The following is a 17,423-nucleotide window of genomic DNA, read 5'->3' on the forward strand; positions in this document are numbered from 1 at the left end:
CGTCAGGCCCGCTCGATCCGCGCCGCGAAGCATCCGCGTCGGGCAAAGTGGGCGTCCACATGCGCAACTTCCGGGTTGGCGAGGAAGCGCTCGATCAGGCTCACCACCTCCCCGCCCTCGGCCACCTCGGCATCGACGATGAAGGCATTGGCATCATAGGCCCGCAGGGACAGAAGCCGGTCCCGCAGCATCGGCGGCAGCTCGCCCTGGTAGCTGCCGGTCGCAGCGGAGCGGCTGACGAAAATCGGTCCGGCCGAGCGATACGGCGAGCCCGGATTGGTCTGGTGGGCATGGTTGAGCAGCAGAAGCTCCTCGCCCTCTGCGACACGCTTCAAGGCGATCCGGCAGGGATACATGTCAGGGGCATCGGCGACGACCCGCTTGGCCCCGAGGTCCGTGAGGGTGGCCTCGTCGAGCTGGAAGAGCTTTGCGAAGGGTTCGGCATCAAGGCCGCGGATGTGAAACGTCATGGGTGATCTCCTGTAAGAGATCGCCAGAATGATGGGCCAAGCCTAGGCGGACGACCCGATTCCTGTGAACGTCTAAGTTCGTGCTACTATGTACCAAACGCATGGTGCATCACATGAAGAAAATATGGGCTTCGATTGCGCTCCTCGCTTTCGCGATTTTACTCTCCACAGCTACTCAAGACGTCATCGCCCGTACAAAAACAGCAAACATCGTAGGGTGTTGGGAAAGGACAACCGCTCCTCCAAGTGCTCTGTGGCCCTCGTCGATCCAGTCCGTATGTTTCAAACGAGACGGCGACGTGCATGGTGTTTACATTGATGCAGGGCATGGAGCGGATTGGGGAGCAAGATGGCGCTACAAGCAGGCTGGCAGAGTATCCCTCTTGTTCTATTCTGAAGAGAGTCAGCAGCAGCAGCTTGTCTGCTCATTTTGGGTCGATGACCCTAAAAACATCCTGGTCACGAGCGGGTGCGACGATTCGGATTGGAATGGTGTTTGGCACCGGGACCGGAGCGTGGACCGTGCTGTAAAACCTTAGTGCCTATCTTAGCCTAGCCGTCCCAGTGCCGGGAACGTCTCCAGCAGCCAGAACGACATGTTGGTGATCCAGCCGGTGAGGAACGCGATGCCGGTCAGGACGAGGAGGACGCCCATGGTCTTCTCGATCAGAGCGAAGCGGGAGCGTACGCGCTTGAGAAGCGCCACGAAGGGCTTCATGGCGAAGGCCGCGAGCAGGAACGGAATGCCTAAGCCCGCCGAATAGGCGGCCAGCAGCAGGGCGCCCTGGGACACGCTGTCCTCCGAGCCTGCAACGGTGAGGATCGCCGCCAGCACCGGACCGATGCAGGGCGTCCAGCCGAAGGCGAAGGCCAATCCCATCAGATAGGCGCCCCAGAGCCCGACAGGCCTGTTCACGCTGAACCGCGCCTCCCGGTAGAACAGGCCGATCCGGAACAGCCCAAGGAAGTGCATGCCCATGACGATGATGGCAATGCCTGCCACGGTGCTCAGGACATCGAGGTATTGCCGGATCACCTGACCGAGAGCCGAGGCCGTGGCGCCGAGCAGCACGAACACGGTCGAGAAGCCCGCTACGAACAGCAGCGCCGCCAGAACTGCCCTCCTCCGCACGGCGCGATCATCGCCCGCACTCAGCTGGTCGAACGTGGTGCCGGCGAGAAACGACAGGTAAGGCGGCACCAGCGGCAGCACGCAGGGACTCAAGAAACTGATGAGGCCCCCAAGGGCCGCGGCCGGAAAGGAAACGCTGAGCATGACGAGCCTTCTATCCCGTCGCCCTCGTCTTAGAAAGCCGCTGAAACGCCGCTTCGCCAGCTTGTGAAGAGACCCGGTTTCCGGTTTGCTTACGGCCATGACCCAAACCCGCAATCTCATCACCGATGTGGCAGGCCTTCGCGTCGGCAATGCCCATGACGCGGCTCTCGGCTCCGGCGTCACGGTGGCGCTCTTCGACGAGCCTGCCGTCGCCTCCTGCTTTGCCATGGGCGGGGCGCCCGCCACCCGTGAGACCGATCTGCTCGATCCCGACAAGATGGTGCCCAGCATCCACGGAGTCGTGCTCTCCGGCGGCTCCGCCTTCGGGCTCGATGCCGCGAGCGGTGTTCAGGCGTACTTAAGAGAACGGGAAATCGGCTTCGCGATCCGCGAGGCCCTCGTGCCCATCGTCTGCCAAGCCTCCAGCTTCGATCTCCTGAACGGCGGCAACAAGGATTGGGGTCGCTATCCGCCCTATCGGGACCTCGGCTTCCAGGCAGCGGAGCAGGCCAGCCTCAACTTCGACCTCGGCACCGCAGGGGGCGGCTATGGCGCGACCACGGCCAACCTGAAGGGCGGGCTCGGCTCGACGAGTGCGACCACATCGTCAGGTCACAGGGTTGGCGCGCTCGTGATCGTGAATGCCATCGCTTCTGCCGTGATCGGCGACGGTCCCCATTTCTGGGCCGGAGCTTATGAGGAGGGCAGCGAGTTCGGCGGGCTGGGACTTCCCTCGCAGGTCAGCCCGAAGATGCGGTCGCTCGTCTGGAAGGGCGGACCCCAGCTGGCCACCACCATTGCCCTGGTTGCCACCGATGCGGTGCTGACGAAGGCGCAGGCCAGGCGCCTCGCCATCGCGTCCCATGCGGGCCTCGCTCGGGCCTTACGCTTCTCGCATGCCCTGTTCGACGGGGACACGATCTTCGCAGCAGCCACGGGCCGCAAACCGCTTCGGGACGAGGCGGCGGAGTTCACGGAAATTACGGCTCTGGCCGCCGACTGCCTGACCCGCGCCATCGCCCGCGGCGTCTACGAGGCCACAGCCCTGCCTTATCCGGGTGCGCAGCCGGCTTGGCGGGACCTGTTCGGGGAAATTGCCCGAGACTAGTGCAGCACCGCTCGCCCTGCGGCGGAGCCATATTCAGGATCGTCGCTGAGCCGCTGCAGGAAACCCGCCATGCGGGCTTCGAGACCGTTCTGGGCTCTCCCGAGCGTACGATCAAAAACGGCCTGAACGTTCTCGGCTGAAGCCAGAAGAGCGGCAGCCAAGCGCGGAGATGCGGCTGCGACGAGCCTTGTCCAATGCTGAGCCTCGCCGGCATCGATAGCGAACCGGGTCCGCACCAGATCCATCAGCCTGTTGTCGGAAGGAGCCGGCTGGATCATGAGCAACGTGCTGTTGCAGCCGAACAGATCCTGAGCCGCGCCACGCATCGGAATCAGATAAGCGACTGCTGGCCCCTGTTCACTCGTGGCCGGGAGAGGGATCGGGCCGCGGAGCTGATCGAACAGGCCGGCCGTGATGCGTTCAAGGCTCTCGCTCAAGGCTTGGTGTGCGTGCCGGTCCGTGAAGACAATCCGATCGCCCGCTCTGACGCCGACCTGGGTCAGCCGGGTCTCCATGGCCGCATTGCAGGCCAGGAGTTTGCCGCTTTGGGTAACCACGGCTGCCGGAACTTTCATGAACTGCAAGGCCGATACCGTTGACCGCGCCTGTCTCAATCCGAGGTTCGTGAGAAGCATGGCCGAGCGTGCCAAGTGAGGGCGGAGCCGGTTCAGTCTGACCCTCAGTGCCTGGTCCATTGGACCGTCATGGTAGGGACGCTCGAAACGGAAGGAAACGATGCCGCTCCCCGGAAGCTGCATGAGGGCGCCGGCAGACCAACCACCGCCCCGTGGACGGATGAAATCCCGGTACATCGGGATCGATTCGAGTTCGGCGGGCGCGAACAGATCCGTCTCGCTGATGAATTGACGATGTTTCTTCTGACTGGCCCGTTCAGCCCAGGTATTCCGAAGGTGCCAGCCTTCGGCATACCATTCTCCCAGGATCGAGTGGCAGCGCCCCGAAGCAAGCCAGGGGATAGGTCCCAGTGCGTGGTGTAGCTCGACGGGAGCCCAGCGGTCGGCCCGCGCGCCCTCAGTAGCGCCGTAGCGGGCCGGGCGCTGGGCAGGTGGTCATCGGCGATTTCCGGTTAGGGTTGGGTTGCGACATCCACCTGCAACCGAGAGACCCCCGATGACCAACCCCATGATGGACCTCAAGAGCCTGGTCGAGAAGACCCCGGACGCCGATCTGCTGCGCGAGATGGTCAGCTTCGCGGCCGAGCGGCTGATGGAGCTGGAGGTCGGTGCCCTCACCGGCGCTGCCTATGGCGAGAAGAGCCCGGAGCGCCTGGCCCAGCGCAACGGCTACCGCGAACGCGACTGGCACACCCGTGCCGGCACGGTGGAACTGCGCATCCCGAAGCTGCGCACCGGCTCCTACTTTCCGGGCTTTCTCGAGCCCCGCCGCATGGCCGAGAAGGCGCTCACGGCTGTGATCCACGAGGCCTACATCCAGGGCATCTCCACCCGCTCAGTCGACGATCTCGTCAAGGCGCTGGGCATGACCGGCATCTCCAAAAGCCAGGTGAGCCGCCTGTGCGAGGAGATCGACGACCGGGTGAACGCCTTCCTGGAACGGCCGATCGAGGGTGAGTGGCCCTACCTGTGGGTCGATGCCACCTACGTGAAGGTGCGCCAGAACGGCCGCATCGTCTCGGTGGCGGTGATTGTGGCGGTGGGCGTCAACAGCGATGGCCGGCGCGAGGTGCTGGGCCTGGACATCGGCCCCTCGGAGGCGGAGCCGTTCTGGACGGCTTTCCTGCGCCAACTCACCCGGCGGGGTTTGCGCGGCGTGAAGCTGGTGATCTCGGACGCGCATGAGGGGATCAAGGCCGCCGTGTCCAAGGTGCTCTGTGCCACCTGGCAGAGGTGTCGGGTGCACTTCATGAGGAATGCCCTGGCGCATGCCGGCAAGAATGGCCGGCGTCAGCCTTCATGGCCACGGCTTTTGCCCAGAACACGCCCGAGGCGGCTCGCCAGCAGTGGCGGCAAGTCGCCGACCAACTGCGTCCTAAGCTGCCGAAGCTGTCCGCCCTGATGGATGAGGCCGAGACAGATGTGCTGGCCTACATGGGCTTTCCGGCTCCGCACCGGACCAAGCTGCATTCGACCAATCCTCTGGAGCGGCTCAATGGCGAGATCAAGCGCCGGACGGATGTGGTGGGCATCTTTCCGAACGAGGCGGCGATCCGGCGGCTGGTGGGCGCGATCCTTTTGGAGCAGAACGACGAATGGGTGGTGCAGCGGGCCCGCTATCTGACGCTGGAAACCATGGCGCCGATGAGCGATGATCTCTTGGTCAGCTTGCCTGCCGTGGCGATCTGATCATTCCGGCTCTGGCCGGTGATCGTGGTGATCCGCCGTCAGTTACACCACGCCAAGGGACACGATCCAAGCCAGGACCTCTCGCCTTCTCCCAGGATGGTGGTCATGGAGCCACCATCCTTCCCTGCAAAGCCGGAAATCTGCTCCAGAACCTTCAGCCATCTCTCCGGAATGACCGCAGCTTCATAGACTTGGTTGATTAAGGCCCGGTCGTCCCCCAGCATCCACTTCCCCTGCAACGCTGGGGTGGATCATAAACGCTCCAACATCTCATTCAAGAATTTTCCCCTCTAAACGGATAGTATTGCACTCTACCTTAGAAGGGCACGATCAGCGCGGCAGGCAGAGGCAGTCTAAAACCGATCCGCCCGATAAGGATTCGGATCAACGGCAGGCGTCTCGCCCGTGATCATCTCGGCGAGCAGCCGGCCCGTGACCGGACCCAGGGTCAGGCCGTGATGGGCATGGCCGAAGCCGAACCAGAGGTTCTTGTGCTTGGGTGCCGGGCCGATGATCGGCATCATGTCCGGCGTGCAGGGGCGCATGCCCATCCAGGGCTCCGGATCGACCCGCTCGCCCAGGGGGAAGAACTCCTTGGCGATCGGCTCGGCGCGCCCGAGCTGCACGGGGGTCTTGGGCGCATCGCGGTGGGCGAATTCCGCCCCTGTCGTGAGGCGGATGCCTTTCGACATCGGCGCAAGGAAATAGCCGCGGTCGAAGTCGAGGGTCGGGCGGTTGAGCACCGCATTGCCCTGCGGCTTGTAGTGCATGTGGTAGCCGCGCTTGACCGCCAGCGGCAGGTTATAGCCGAGCTGCCTCGTGACCACATCGGCCCAGGCACCGAGCGCCACCACGACATCGCCGGCCTCCACCGGCCCCCTCTCGGTCTGGACGCGCCAGCCAGTCTGGGTTTCCTCCAGCGTCCTGGCATCGGCCGCCGCCAGTTCGCCGCCGAGGCGCTCGAACAGGCTCACATAGCCCATGGTGAGCAGGTGAGGGTCCGACACGGAAGCCGGATCGGTCCAGTGGATGCCGCCCTTCGTCTCCACCTTCAGGTGCGGCTCACGCTCGGCCACGGCTCTGGTGTCGAGGGCATCGAAGTTGACGCCGAAATCGCGCCTCACCTCTTCCGCGTCGCGAAACTGCTCGTCGCGGCTCTTCTCGTCGCGAAAAACCTTCATCCAGCCGGTCGGGCGGATCAGGTGCGTGGAGCCGGATTCCTCGGCCAGCGCCATGTGCTCGGTGACGCTGCGCTCGATCAGGGGCGCGTACATCCGGGCGATCGCCTTGTGCTGGGCGGGGCGCGAATGCATCCAGTACTGCCACAGGAAGGGCGCGAGCCTTGGGATCGCGGCCCAATGGTAGTGGGCGTCGATGGTGTTGTTCAGCGCATAGCGCAGGAGCGCGCCGAAATCGTGCGGGAAGCCGTAAGGATAGACGCCCTCGCGCTGGATCAGGCCGGCATTGCCGAAGGACGTCTCCTCGCCGGGCTTGCGCTTGTCGACCAGCAGCACCGACCGCCCGCGCTTCTGAAGGTGCACGGCAATGGACACGCCGACGATTCCGGCCCCGAGAACAACCACATCCTTACGCATGAAGGCCCTGCCCCATCTCAGCCGCCCCTCGAGGACGAAAGGCGCGCTCGTATCGTTCAAACGAGGCCTTCTTTACTCCTGTTGGATCGAGCCCGTCCACGGATTTCCTGCGGCAGACGGGCCTCTCCCCAGGTGAGTGGTATTGGATTGGTTCATGCCTTGAGCGCCAACGTCCCGTTGCCGTGCGGGCAGGCTCGTGCTACCGGCGCGGCCATGACACGTCCCCTGCTCATCGCCCCCTCCATCCTGGCCGCCGATTTTTCCAAACTCGGCGAGGAGATCCGCGCCGTCGACGCCGCCGGCGCCGACTGGATCCACATCGACGTGATGGACGGCCACTTCGTGCCGAACATCACCATCGGACCCGACGTGGTGAAGGCCCTGCGCCCCCACACCCAAAAGGTCTTCGACGTGCACCTGATGATCGCGCCGGTCGATCCGTATTTGAAAGCCTTCGCCAAGGCAGGCGCGGACATCATCAGCATCCATGCGGAAGCAGGCCCGCACCTGCACCGGTCACTTCAGACGATCCGGGCGCTCGGCAAGAAGGCCGGCGTGGTGCTCAATCCGGGCACCCATGAGTCCGCCATCGAGCCCGTGCTCGACATGGTCGATCTCGTCCTGCTGATGACCGTCAATCCCGGGTTCGGCGGGCAAGCCTTCATCGGGTCGGTCTGCGACAAGGTCCGCCGGATCAAGGCCATGATCGGCGACCGCGACATCGACATCGAGATCGACGGCGGCGTGACGACAGAGACGGCCCCTCTCGTGGCTGCCGCCGGCGCCAACGCGCTGGTCGCCGGCTCCGCCACCTTCAAGGGCGGGCCTTCCGCTTATGCCGCCAACATGGCGGCCATTCGCGAGGCGGCGGCAAAGGCCCGTTGAGCACTCTGCCGCCGCGGCAATGCTAGTACACGCTGAAATCGCTATGCGTCATCTTCAGGTTTTTCGTGAGGGTGGCGAATTTGATCTGCGCCCCTGAGCCGGTGCCATCCGCGTCATAGTAAAGGGCGCCGGCCTTCTTATCGTAGATGATGCGGTCGCTCTTATCCTGGGCCTTTGACCCGGTGTGGAAAGCAGAGGCCGAAAGCCAACCGCGCTTGAGCTTCACGAAAGCCGCATCATCCAGATAGATGGTGTCGTTCTTGACCGAGTAATCCATGATCCGGTCGACATTGGTTTTCTTGTTCGGCGCCGCGTCGAAAACGAAACCGTCCCGTCCGGTACCGCCTGTCAGCCTGTCGTTTCCGTCTCCGCCATAGAGCCAGTCGTTACCGCCGCGTGCATTCAGCACATCGGACCCGAGATTGCCCCGCAGCGTGTTGGTCACGGCGCTTCCATCGATCCTGTCGCCGAACTGGCCGCCAGAGACGCTCTCGATGTCCGTGAAGCGGTCGGTGGTTCCGCATCCGTCCCGGGCCACACCGCTGACGAGATCGATCGTCACGCCGCCGAGGCCGCCGCGGGTCTTGTCGACTGAATACGAAATGGTGTCCGTGCCGGCTCCCCCGGCGATGATGTCGTCACCGCCCATGCCTTGGAAGTTCTCATCACGGGATGAACCGGTGAGGGTGTTGGCATTGCCCGTTCCACGGATTCCTTCGACATTGATGACGACGTCCGTCCGACCCCAGGGATCCCTGACCCATTCCGCCGAGAGGTCTGCGACGATCCCGCCCGGCCCGGCATAATCGACATAGGTGAGCGTATCGAAACCCTCTCCGCCGTCCAGGGTGTCGGCCCCCTCGCCACCGGAGAGGAAGTCGTTGCCGCCAAGCCCGGAGATCCTGTCATTTCCCCTCAGGCCATAGAGCGTGTTGTCGAAGTTGTTGCCGGTCAGGGTGTCCGCATAAGAGGTGCCCTCAAGCCCCTCGACGGAGATCAAACGATCAACACCGCCCCAAGGATCGGCAACACTTCCCTGACGGAGGTCGATGACGGCTCCCAGACTGTTCTCGTCCCCACCGGCAATCTCGTAGTTCCAATAGGAAACGAGATCGAAACCGGCCCCGCCATCGATCACGTCGCTGCCGGAGCCCGGCGTCACGTCGTCGTCTCCGGCGCCGCTGGTGACGGTGTCGTTCCCGTCATAGCCATAAAACGAGTCCCGGCTGGCGCTGCCGATCAGCACATCCGAGCCGCTGAACAGATGGCTGACCAGGCCGATCTCGCTGTACATGTCGACGCCGAACTTGGGGCCGACCTCGCTCAGGGCGATGTTCAACCCGCTGATTTCCGCGACCTTTTTATCGTATGCGGAATCCCACAGAGCGATGCTCGTGATCGTGCCGCCCATCCAGGGATTGTCCTGGCTGCGGTCATATTGAAAACCGTAACCTGTCAGGACGACGCGGTTCAGATCCGACGTTCCGAGTACGATGACGGTCGGCGACGTATAGCGGACCGATCCCTGCCCGACCCCGTTGAAGAAGGAGTTGATACGGAAAGTCTCCTCCGGGTAGTTCGGGGTCGTTGTCAGCACGCTCATGGGATCCACTCGTATTTTATATCATTTCAATTATTGCCTTTCCGGAAACGGTTGTCCAGCTACAATGTGGAGTTGTCTTTACTGTTTTGAGGGTCCTGATGGGATCTTGGCTTGCGTTGGAACCGGTCATCCAATAGCGATCACCGCACTGTTTTCAGACAAATCCCGCAGACCTGCGTGACAGGCGTGTCCGCTCGCCCCGAGCCAACAGGTCCATGGGAACTTGGCGGCTCGTGCCGCTTGCAGGAGAGACCAACGTGATCCCTCGCTACAGCCGTCCCGAGATGGTGGCCATCTGGTCGCCGGAAACCAAGTTCCGCATCTGGTTCGAGATCGAGGCCCATGCCACCACGGCGCTCGCCAATCTCGGCGTCGTGCCCAAGGAAGCAGCGGAGACGGTGTGGGAGAAGGGCTCGAAGGCCACCTTCGACGTGGAGCGGATCGACGCCATTGAGCGTGAGGTCAAGCATGACGTCATCGCCTTCCTCACGCACCTCTCCGAGATCGTCGGCCCCGAAGCGCGCTTCGTCCACCAGGGCATGACCTCGTCCGACGTGCTCGACACCACCTTCAACGTGCAGCTCGCCCGCGCCACCGACATCCTGCTGCGCGACATGGACGAGCTGCTCGCGGCCATCAAGCGCCGCGCCCTCGAGCACAAGATGACGCCGACCATCGGCCGCTCGCACGGCATCCATGCGGAGCCCACCACCTTCGGCCTCAAGCTCGCCCAGGCTTATGCGGAGTTCGAGCGCTGCAAGCTGCGGCTCATCGAAGCCCAGCGGGAGATCTCCACCTGCGCCATTTCCGGCGCCGTCGGCACCTTCGCCAACATCGATCCTTCCGTCGAGGACTACGTGGCCGAGCAGATGGGTCTGTCGGTCGAGCCGGTCTCGACCCAGGTCATCCCCCGCGACCGGCACGCCATGTATTTCGCGACGCTCGGCGTCATCGCCTCCTCCATCGAGCGGCTGGCGACGGAAGTGCGCCACCTGCAGCGCAGCGAGGTTCTGGAGGCGGAAGAGTTCTTCTCGGCGGGCCAGAAGGGCTCGTCCGCCATGCCGCACAAGCGCAACCCGGTGCTCACCGAGAACCTGACCGGCCTCGCCCGCATGGTGCGCGCCTATGCGATGCCGGCCATGGAGAACGTGGCCCTTTGGCACGAGCGGGACATCTCCCACTCGTCCGTCGAGCGCATGATCGGGCCGGACGCCACCGTGACCCTGGACTTCGCGCTCGCGCGCCTCACCAACGTGATCGACAAGCTCGTGGTCTATCCGGAGAACATGCAGAAGAACCTGGACCGCCTCGGCGGCCTCGTGCATTCGCAGCGCGTTCTCCTGGCGCTCACCCAGAAGGGCGCCTCCCGTGAGGACGCCTACCGGCTCGTCCAGCGCAACGCCATGCCGGTCTGGCGCGGCGAAGGCGACTTCCTCACCCTGCTGAAGGGTGATGCCGACGTGACGAAGTACCTGTCGGCAGAGGAAATCGAGACCTGCTTCGATCTCGGCTACCACTTCAAGCATGTGGATACGATCTTCACGCGGGTCTTTGGCGCTGGTGGCGCATAGCTGAGCGCTTGAACGGGGCTTGAGCCGTCTTTATCTCCGGAGCATGAAAAGCTCCGATTGCGACATCCTCATCGTCCCAGGCTACACGAATTCTGGCGCGGACCATTGGCAGAGCCGCTGGGAGCGCCAGCTCTCGACCGCGTGGCGGGTCGAGCAGGAGAACTGGGACGCTCCCAGCAAGGACGCCTGGGTCGAGCGCATCGCCCAGGACGTGAAGCGCGCCAAAAAGCCCGTCGTGCTGGTCGGCCACAGCCTCGGCGTGCTTGCCATTGCCCATGCGGCCCCGCTCTTGGCAGGGGGCAAGGTGCAGGGCGCCTTCCTGGTCAGCATGCCGGACGTGGAGCGGCCCGACTTCATTCCGGCCATCGACCGCGCCTTCGCGCCGATTCCGCGCGATCCCTTCCCGTTTCCGTCGATCCTGGTTGCGAGCCGCACCGATCCGCATTGCGACTACGCCAAGGCGGAGGACGTCGCCTATGCCTGGGGCGCGGCCGTGGTCGATGCGGGCGATGCCGGCCACCTCAACACGGAAAGCGGCCATGGCCCCTGGCCCGAGGGGCTCATGCGGTTCGCGGGATTTTTGAAGCGGTTGTGAGGGGCTTGCCTCTGCCGATGTCATTCCGAGGCCGCGCAGCGGAGCCCGGAATCCATAACCGCTAACGTTGCAAGAAGAGGCTAAACGCTGCTCACCTTTCTAGATACGTGGTGTTTATGGATTCCGGGCTCGCCTCCGGCGCCCCGGAATGGCAGTGAGCGGCAAGGATTGGTGTTGTGCCACCCCTTCATCGACATGACGAAAAGTTCATGCGGCAGCCACTTCGGGGTGAACAGGATGGGAGCAATCTTGTCCTTATCGTCACCACGGAGGATGTCCGCATGAAAACAACCGCCACCCTCGCCCTCGCAGCCCTGCTGGCCGGCTCCGGCACCTATGCCCTGGCGCAGCCGGCGCCCGCACCGGATGCGCCGGCGGCCGCGCAGGATCAGGGCCGGCAGGATCGCCGTCCGCGCCTGAGCCAGGACGATTACAACCGCCTCGTCGATGCCCGCATCGCCTCGATCAAGGCCGGACTGAAGCTCACCCCCGATCAGGAGCGGCTCTGGGCGCCTGCGGAGACCGCCATCCGCACGTCAGCCGGCGAGCGTTTCACCCGCATGCAGGAGCGTCCCGACCGCGACGAACGCCGGTCGATGGATTTCATGCAGCGCCTCGAGCGGCGTAGCGCCATGGCCTCGGAACGGGCGCAGCGCTCGACGGCCGTCGCAACGGCTCTTCGCCCGCTCTGGGATACGCTCAGCGAGGACCAGAAGCGGATCGCTCCCCGCCTCCTGCGCGAGGCTGTCGACGACGACGGCCCGCGCTGGCATGAGCGCGGCGGACGCCGCGGACGCGGCGACCATCACCGCATGGGCATGATGGAGCACGGTCACGGCGGGATGGGTCATGGAGGCCCCCGCGCTCCGGCTCAGCAGCAGTAAGCCCAACAGCAAAAAGGCCGCCCACTGGGCGGCCTTCCTGTTTTCGAAACCGGCTGTTCGCGGATTAGCGCGAATAGAACTCGATCACGAGGTTCGGTTCCATCTGGACCGGGTACGGCACTTCCGACAGGGTCGGGATGCGCGTGACGCGGGCCGTCATCTTGGAGTGATCGACCTCGATGTAGTCCGGAACGTCGCGCTCGGCGAGCTGGCTCGCCACCACGACGACTTCGAGCTGCTTCGACTTGTCCTTCACCTCGATCACGTCACCCGCCTTCACGAGGAAGCTCGGGATGTTCACGCGGCGGCCGTTGACCTTCACGTGACCATGGTTGACGAACTGACGGGCGGCGAAGGGGGTCGCGACGAACTTCGCGCGGTACACGACCGCGTCGAGACGGCGCTCGAGCAGGCCGACCAGGTTCTCACCGGAGTCGCCCTTCTGGCGGATCGCCTCTGCGTAGTAGCGGCGGAACTGCTTCTCGGTGATGTTCGCGTAGTAGCCCTTGAGCTTCTGCTTGGCGCGCAGCTGCGTGCCGAAGTCGGACATCTTGCCCTTGCGGCGCTGGCCGTGCTGGCCGGGGCCATATTCGCGGCGGTTCACAGGGCTCTTCGGGCGGCCCCAGATATTCTGACCCATACGGCGGTCAAGCTTATGCTTGGCCTGGATGCGCTTCGACATCGCTGTTCCTCTTTGTTGTCGAATTTGCGAGGAACGCGCCCTCCTCTTCCCCTCATGCCGAGAAGCCAAAAGGCTGTCTCGGGGGACGGGACGACAGGCCGACTGAGAGCCGGGCCACGGGAGCGTAAAAAGTTACGCGGCCCCGTTAAGGACCGCGCGAACGGGTGGGTTTTAGGCGGAAAGGGCGGGAAAGTCAATCGATGTTGGGCGCTGTCCGGCATCAAAACATACAATAGACGACAACACGCGAGTCAATATCAGGATTGGCTCGTTCCCTCCCCCTTGTGGGGAGGGATTAAGGGTGGGGGTGTCAGCGCCTGACCTTCATAGGCTATCGCTCACACCCCCACCTCCAACTCCTCCCCACAAGGGGGAGGAGGGCTAGAATATGCACTTAAACAAACTCTACCCCACCAGCAGCGGCATGTCCTCGATGGCCACAGCCGGCAGGCCCTTATCCTGCAAAGCACCCCGCAGGGCAGCGCTGATCCCGGCCCCGCTGGTGAACACCGCCACGGCTTCGTTCTCATCCGCTTCGTGGCCGGGCACCGGCTGCCCGATGAGCTGGGTCACCCGGCGGGCGATGGCCGGCGCCGGGTCGATCCAGGTGACGGGCCAAGGCGCCAGGGCCTCGAAGCGCGGCAGGAGCAGCGGGTAATGGGTGCATGCCAGGGCCACCACGTCGGTGCGCCCACCCTCGTCCGCGACGAAGCAGGGCTGCAGTTCGGCGAGCACTTCATCATCGGAAACCGGTTCGCCGGCCATCTCGGCCTCGGCAATGCCCGCAAGACGGCGGGATCCCACCAGGTTGACCTTGCAGCCTGCCGCATAGGTTTCGATGAGGTCGCGGGTATAGTCCCGCGCCACAGTACCGGGGGTCGCGAGCACCGTGACGTAGCCTGTCTGCGTTGTCCGAGCAGCCGGTTTGATCGCCGGAACGGTGCCCACGAAGGGCACGGAAAAGCGCTCGCGCAGATGCGGCAGCACGATTGTGGACGCCGTGTTGCAGGCCACCACCACAAGGTCCGGATCGTGCAGGGCGATCAGCCGTTCCATGACGCTCACGACCCGCTCCGCCAGCACCGCCTCGCTCAAGCGCCCGTAGGGAAAGCCCGCATCGTCGGCCGCATAGACATAGCGGGCATCCGGACGGACCTTCAGGACCTCCGAGAAGACCGTGAGGCCGCCGAGGCCTGAATCGAAGACGAGGATGGTGGGAACGGGAGACGGCATGACGGCAGGATTATAGGTCGCCCCTGCCAGAAGATCGACACGCATGACACACCCTTACGAACGCAACTTACCGATGAAGTCCGACAACCCCTGCTGGGTTTCCGAAGGCGCCATGTTCAGCCGGCGGCGCGGCCCCGGCTCTTCCTTCTTCTCCTGCCCCTCGGCCTTGGGCATCTGCGCGGAGAGGCGCCGCACCGGCCAGCCGTCGCTCCAGGTGCCCATGTCGACGAATTTCGGGTCGCGGGTGAGAGCCGCGGCGTCCTTGCCGGCGAATGCCGCCTCAAGGGCGATGTCGAAGGTCTTCCAGTAGGCGAGGTAGTCGATGGTGTCGGTGCCGTTGCTGCCGAGCTGCTGGGTCAGGATGGTCTGCGGACCGGAGAGCGCCATGTCGGCGCTCCAGCGCCAGGTGTTCTTCTGCTTCGGGTCGCGGGGCGGATCGGGCGGCATCTTGATGGCGGCGGCATCGTAGTCGGCCTTGGGCGCGCCCGGAGAGGCGAGCGTTGCGGTGATCGCCGGGAAGCCGTGATCGTCCGAACCGGCCCGCATGAAAAGCTTGCGGTTAATTGGTACGGCGCTGGCCTGCTGAAGAATGAGTTTCGAGGCGCGGTCGGCAGGCAGGTAGTCCCGGTCGCCGCTCATGGTGATGATCAGGGTCTGCGGATCAACCGTCGAGAGGTCTCGCAGGACAATGCCGCGCTCCTTCTCGTTGGCGGCGATCCCGCCCGGCATCAGGCCGAAGATCAGCTTCGGAGCTGGCACCTTGCCCGCGCCAGCGCCGGCCGCGAGGTTGAGCGCGAGCGGCACGCCCGCCGAGTGGCCGATGAGGGCGACCCGTTCCCGGTCCGGCTTGGCATTCGGATCATTGGCCAGCTCCGCCAAGGCGGCTTCGATCAGGGTCTCGGCCAGGTTCGTGGCATCTGCCGGCCGTGAGCGGTTGACCTCTTGGAAGCGTGGGAAGAGCACGAGATGGCCCTTGCGGGCGAGATGGTCGATCCAGCCGCCGTAAAGAGCCGGGTTCACGGCCCCCCAGGAATGGAGAAAGATCACGACCGGGCGCGGTTTTGCCGGGGTATCGCTGCCGTGGAACACGAAGGTCCCGGCGCTTGCGGTGCCGACCGCGCGCTTGACGACGTCGGTCACCTTATAGTCGCGCCCGCCCGGCCCCTGCTCGGGCTGCTGCGGCGGGGTGGCCGCCTGCGCCCAGGGGCTAGCCAGGGAGACGCCAAGGACCAGAACAGGCAGCAGGAAGCGGCTCATCGTCGTCTCGAACTTAAATACACTCGGGCAGATAGAGCCCGGGCGTTATAAAGCCACGATTTGCTTAAGGTTTTCTCAACCTGCGACCTTCCGCAAGGGCACGAATCGCCCCACGCAGGGTGCGCACCTCCTGCTCGGTCATCTCAAGGCGATGGAAGATGTCCCGCATGTTGCGGGTCATGATCGGCTTCTTGTCCTCGGGATAGAAGTTCACCGCGTCGAGCTCGGCCTCGATGTAGTCGAAGAACGACGTCACCGACTCCCGGGTTGCCGGCCGAGAAATTCGGCCGCCCTTGAAGGGCAACGCACCGCCGGTGGCGAGCTTGTACCATTCGTACGAGACGAGAAGGACCGCCTGCGCCAGGTTGAGCGAGGAGAATTTCGGGTCCACCGGAAAGGTGATGATGGCATCGGCCAGCGACACCTCGTCGTTCTCGAGCCCGGTGCGCTCGCGCCCGAACAGGATGCCGATCCCCTGCCCTGTGCCCAATCGCCCCTGCGCCTCCTTCATGGCGTCGTCGGGCGCGAAAACCCGCTTCATCTGCCCCCGCTCGCGGGCCGTGGTGGCGAAGACGAAGTTCAGATCGGCGATGGCCTCCCGGACCGTGTCGTAGAGCCTGGCGCCCTCGAGCACATGGGTTGCGCCGGAGGCCGCGGAATGCGCGCCCTTCTTCGGCCAGCCGTTGCGCGGCGAGACCAGGCGCAGTTCCGCCAAGCCGAAATTGGCCATAGCCCGCGCCACCATGCCGATGTTTTCGGCGAGCTGCGGTTCCACGAGGATGATGATCGGTCGGGTCATGGGGTTCGGGAGAAGCCAATCGATGTCAGTTGCCCTCCCATACAGCGAAAGGCGCTCCCGCGCCTAGGCGTGCCACCACGATGCCCTCACACAAAGCAAAAGCCTCCCCGACATGGTCGAGGAGGCCCTGCACACGCGGGATAGACGGCCTACCAGCAGCCCCAGCCGCAATAGTAGCTCGGGCGGGCCACTGCGGCGCCGAGCACGGCACCGCCGACGACGCCGACGGCCGCGCCGGCCGCAGCCTGGTTGGCGGCGGCGTTCGACTGGGCGACGTTGTTGCGGTAGCCCGCATTCACGCAGCGGGTGTAGGTGGCAGTCCCGGGCTTCAGCCCCGTTTCCCGGCAGACGGATTCGGCACTGCTCATGGATTGTTCGGCCGTCTGGCAGCCGGCCAGAACCAAGGCCGTCGCTCCGAGAATAATTGCAAGACGCATGTCAGCTCCCTTTGTATTGAACCATGTCTCCGACGGCATTGTGGTTTCGGCTTTGCACCGGATGCCCCTGAGAAACCCGTCGGAACGGAATGATCTGAACTACGGTTAAGCTTGGCTTTCCGTGCGGCAGCACACGCGGCGCGGCAAATCTTCTTCCTGCGGGAACTTGAACCCACAGATATCTCTTAATTCCTGCATGCATTACGTTAGTTCATCACATCGCCAGCCCAGACCTCGGGGCCATCAGGTGCCGCTTACGCGTCTCCTTGCCCTGATCTGCCTGATGCTCTGGTCGGCGGGCCCGGCCGCGGCGACACCTCTGGGTGCCGGATCGTCGGGGGCTCCTACGCCCCTGTTCCATGGGAACTGGTGCGGCGCGGGCGACGTGAACCGGGCCTCTCCCGTCGATGCTCTCGACGCAGCCTGCCGCGCCCACGATCTCTGCTATGAGCGGGTCGGCCGCGGGGCCTGCCAATGCGACAAGGCCCTCCTCCGGGCGACCGCTGCCCTGGTCAAAAGCTCCAGAACGCCCGAGATGGTCCGCAGCAAGGCCGCCACCGTGAATTCGCTCTTCAGCGCGACGCTCTGCACCGAACCCGAGAAAATGCCACGCCGGGCGGGACAGGGCTGAATCCTTTAATCGCCCCACCTTCCCCCCCGGCCTCAACCGCGCTATAGCCCCGGCAACAGCCTGCCACAGGGCA

Annotated in this window: 17 protein-coding genes and 1 pseudogene; 7 read left to right on the forward strand and 11 right to left on the reverse strand. The window is 64.4% G+C overall.

All coding sequences use genetic code 11. The features are described from left to right. Positions 1-2: 2 nt before the first annotated feature. Both IC232_RS05915 and IC232_RS05920 read right to left on the reverse strand, forming a co-directional pair. Positions 3-470, reverse strand: coding sequence for a DUF1203 domain-containing protein (locus IC232_RS05915; RefSeq protein ID WP_190844007.1), 468 nt, complete (start codon positions 468-470; stop codon positions 3-5). A gap of 547 nt (positions 471-1,017) precedes the next feature. Continuing rightward, positions 1,018-1,746, reverse strand: a complete 729-nt coding sequence (locus IC232_RS05920; protein WP_190844008.1) for a cytochrome c biogenesis CcdA family protein — start codon at positions 1,744-1,746, stop codon at positions 1,018-1,020. Positions 1,747-1,843: 97 nt separating this feature from the next. Here IC232_RS05920 and IC232_RS05925 point away from each other — a divergent pair, with 97 nt between their 5' ends. Continuing rightward, entirely contained in the window at positions 1,844-2,854 is a 1,011-nt protein-coding gene (locus tag IC232_RS05925) for a P1 family peptidase (protein ID WP_190844009.1), read from the forward strand. Here IC232_RS05925 and IC232_RS05930 read toward each other — a convergent pair. Continuing rightward, on the reverse strand, positions 2,851-3,489 hold the full coding sequence (locus IC232_RS05930; RefSeq protein WP_190844010.1) for a hypothetical protein: 639 nt from the start codon (positions 3,487-3,489) through the stop codon (positions 2,851-2,853). The two genes, IC232_RS05925 and IC232_RS05930, sit on opposite strands and share 4 nt — an antisense overlap. A gap of 496 nt (positions 3,490-3,985) precedes the next feature. On the opposite strand from IC232_RS05930, the pseudogene IC232_RS05935 reads away from it, so the two are divergent. Next, a pseudogene (locus IC232_RS05935) lies at positions 3,986-5,178 on the forward strand (IS256 family transposase). A gap of 38 nt (positions 5,179-5,216) precedes the next feature. Here the strand turns inward: IC232_RS05935 and IC232_RS05940 are convergent. Both IC232_RS05940 and IC232_RS05945 read right to left on the reverse strand, forming a co-directional pair. Beyond that, positions 5,217-5,402 (reverse strand): hypothetical protein, encoded by a 186-nt coding sequence (locus tag IC232_RS05940; RefSeq protein ID WP_190844011.1) that lies wholly within the window; start codon positions 5,400-5,402, stop codon positions 5,217-5,219. 129 nt (positions 5,403-5,531) lie between these two features. After that, positions 5,532-6,773: an NAD(P)/FAD-dependent oxidoreductase gene (locus IC232_RS05945; RefSeq protein WP_190844012.1), complete on the reverse strand. Its 1,242-nt coding sequence runs from the start codon at positions 6,771-6,773 to the stop codon at positions 5,532-5,534. 213 nt (positions 6,774-6,986) lie between these two features. On the opposite strand from IC232_RS05945, the gene rpe reads away from it, so the two are divergent. Beyond that, positions 6,987-7,658: a ribulose-phosphate 3-epimerase gene (gene rpe, locus IC232_RS05950; protein ID WP_190844013.1), complete on the forward strand. Its 672-nt coding sequence runs from the start codon at positions 6,987-6,989 to the stop codon at positions 7,656-7,658. Between the two features lie 22 nt (positions 7,659-7,680). Here rpe and IC232_RS05955 read toward each other — a convergent pair whose 3' ends face one another. Beyond that, on the reverse strand, positions 7,681-9,261 hold the full coding sequence (locus IC232_RS05955) for a calcium-binding protein (RefSeq protein ID WP_190844014.1): 1,581 nt from the start codon (positions 9,259-9,261) through the stop codon (positions 7,681-7,683). Between the two features lie 257 nt (positions 9,262-9,518). Here IC232_RS05955 and purB point away from each other — a divergent pair, with 257 nt between their 5' ends. From purB to IC232_RS05970, 3 genes are all read left to right on the forward strand, one after another. Continuing rightward, complete coding sequence (gene purB, locus IC232_RS05960; protein WP_190844015.1) at positions 9,519-10,832, forward strand: adenylosuccinate lyase; 1,314 nt, start codon at positions 9,519-9,521, stop codon at positions 10,830-10,832. Positions 10,833-10,875: 43 nt separating this feature from the next. Further along, positions 10,876-11,427, forward strand: coding sequence for an RBBP9/YdeN family alpha/beta hydrolase (locus tag IC232_RS05965; RefSeq protein WP_190844016.1), 552 nt, complete (start codon positions 10,876-10,878; stop codon positions 11,425-11,427). 281 nt (positions 11,428-11,708) lie between these two features. Continuing rightward, complete coding sequence (locus IC232_RS05970) at positions 11,709-12,311, forward strand: Spy/CpxP family protein refolding chaperone (protein ID WP_190844017.1); 603 nt, start codon at positions 11,709-11,711, stop codon at positions 12,309-12,311. A gap of 64 nt (positions 12,312-12,375) precedes the next feature. Here the strand turns inward: IC232_RS05970 and rpsD are convergent, their stop codons facing one another. The 5 genes from rpsD to IC232_RS05995 all read right to left on the reverse strand — a co-directional run bounded on the left by rpsD (position 12,376) and on the right by IC232_RS05995 (position 16,719). Continuing rightward, positions 12,376-12,993: a 30S ribosomal protein S4 gene (gene rpsD / locus IC232_RS05975; RefSeq protein WP_190844018.1), complete on the reverse strand. Its 618-nt coding sequence runs from the start codon at positions 12,991-12,993 to the stop codon at positions 12,376-12,378. Positions 12,994-13,398: 405 nt separating this feature from the next. Beyond that, the gene (gene murI, locus IC232_RS05980) at positions 13,399-14,271 is read right to left on the reverse strand and encodes a glutamate racemase (RefSeq protein WP_190844019.1); all 873 of its coding nucleotides are present in this window, start codon (positions 14,269-14,271) and stop codon (positions 13,399-13,401) included. A 9-nt stretch (positions 14,272-14,280) separates the two neighbouring features. Beyond that, positions 14,281-15,483: a chlorophyllase/cutinase-like alpha/beta fold protein gene (locus IC232_RS05985; protein ID WP_190844020.1), complete on the reverse strand. Its 1,203-nt coding sequence runs from the start codon at positions 15,481-15,483 to the stop codon at positions 14,281-14,283. Positions 15,484-15,547: 64 nt separating this feature from the next. Continuing rightward, positions 15,548-16,282 carry an RNA methyltransferase gene (locus IC232_RS05990; protein WP_190844021.1) on the reverse strand — a complete coding sequence of 245 codons (735 nt, stop codon included), beginning with the start codon at positions 16,280-16,282 and terminating at the stop codon, positions 15,548-15,550. Positions 16,283-16,431: 149 nt separating this feature from the next. After that, complete coding sequence (locus tag IC232_RS05995; protein WP_190844022.1) at positions 16,432-16,719, reverse strand: hypothetical protein; 288 nt, start codon at positions 16,717-16,719, stop codon at positions 16,432-16,434. 247 nt (positions 16,720-16,966) lie between these two features. Here IC232_RS05995 and IC232_RS06000 point away from each other — a divergent pair, with 247 nt between their 5' ends. Then, the gene (locus tag IC232_RS06000) at positions 16,967-17,350 is read left to right on the forward strand and encodes a phospholipase A2 family protein (protein WP_210335238.1); all 384 of its coding nucleotides are present in this window, start codon (positions 16,967-16,969) and stop codon (positions 17,348-17,350) included. Positions 17,351-17,423 lie beyond the last annotated feature (73 nt).

This window comes from Microvirga sp. (genome assembly GCF_014699075.1).
Lineage (GTDB): Bacteria > Pseudomonadota > Alphaproteobacteria > Rhizobiales > Beijerinckiaceae > Microvirga.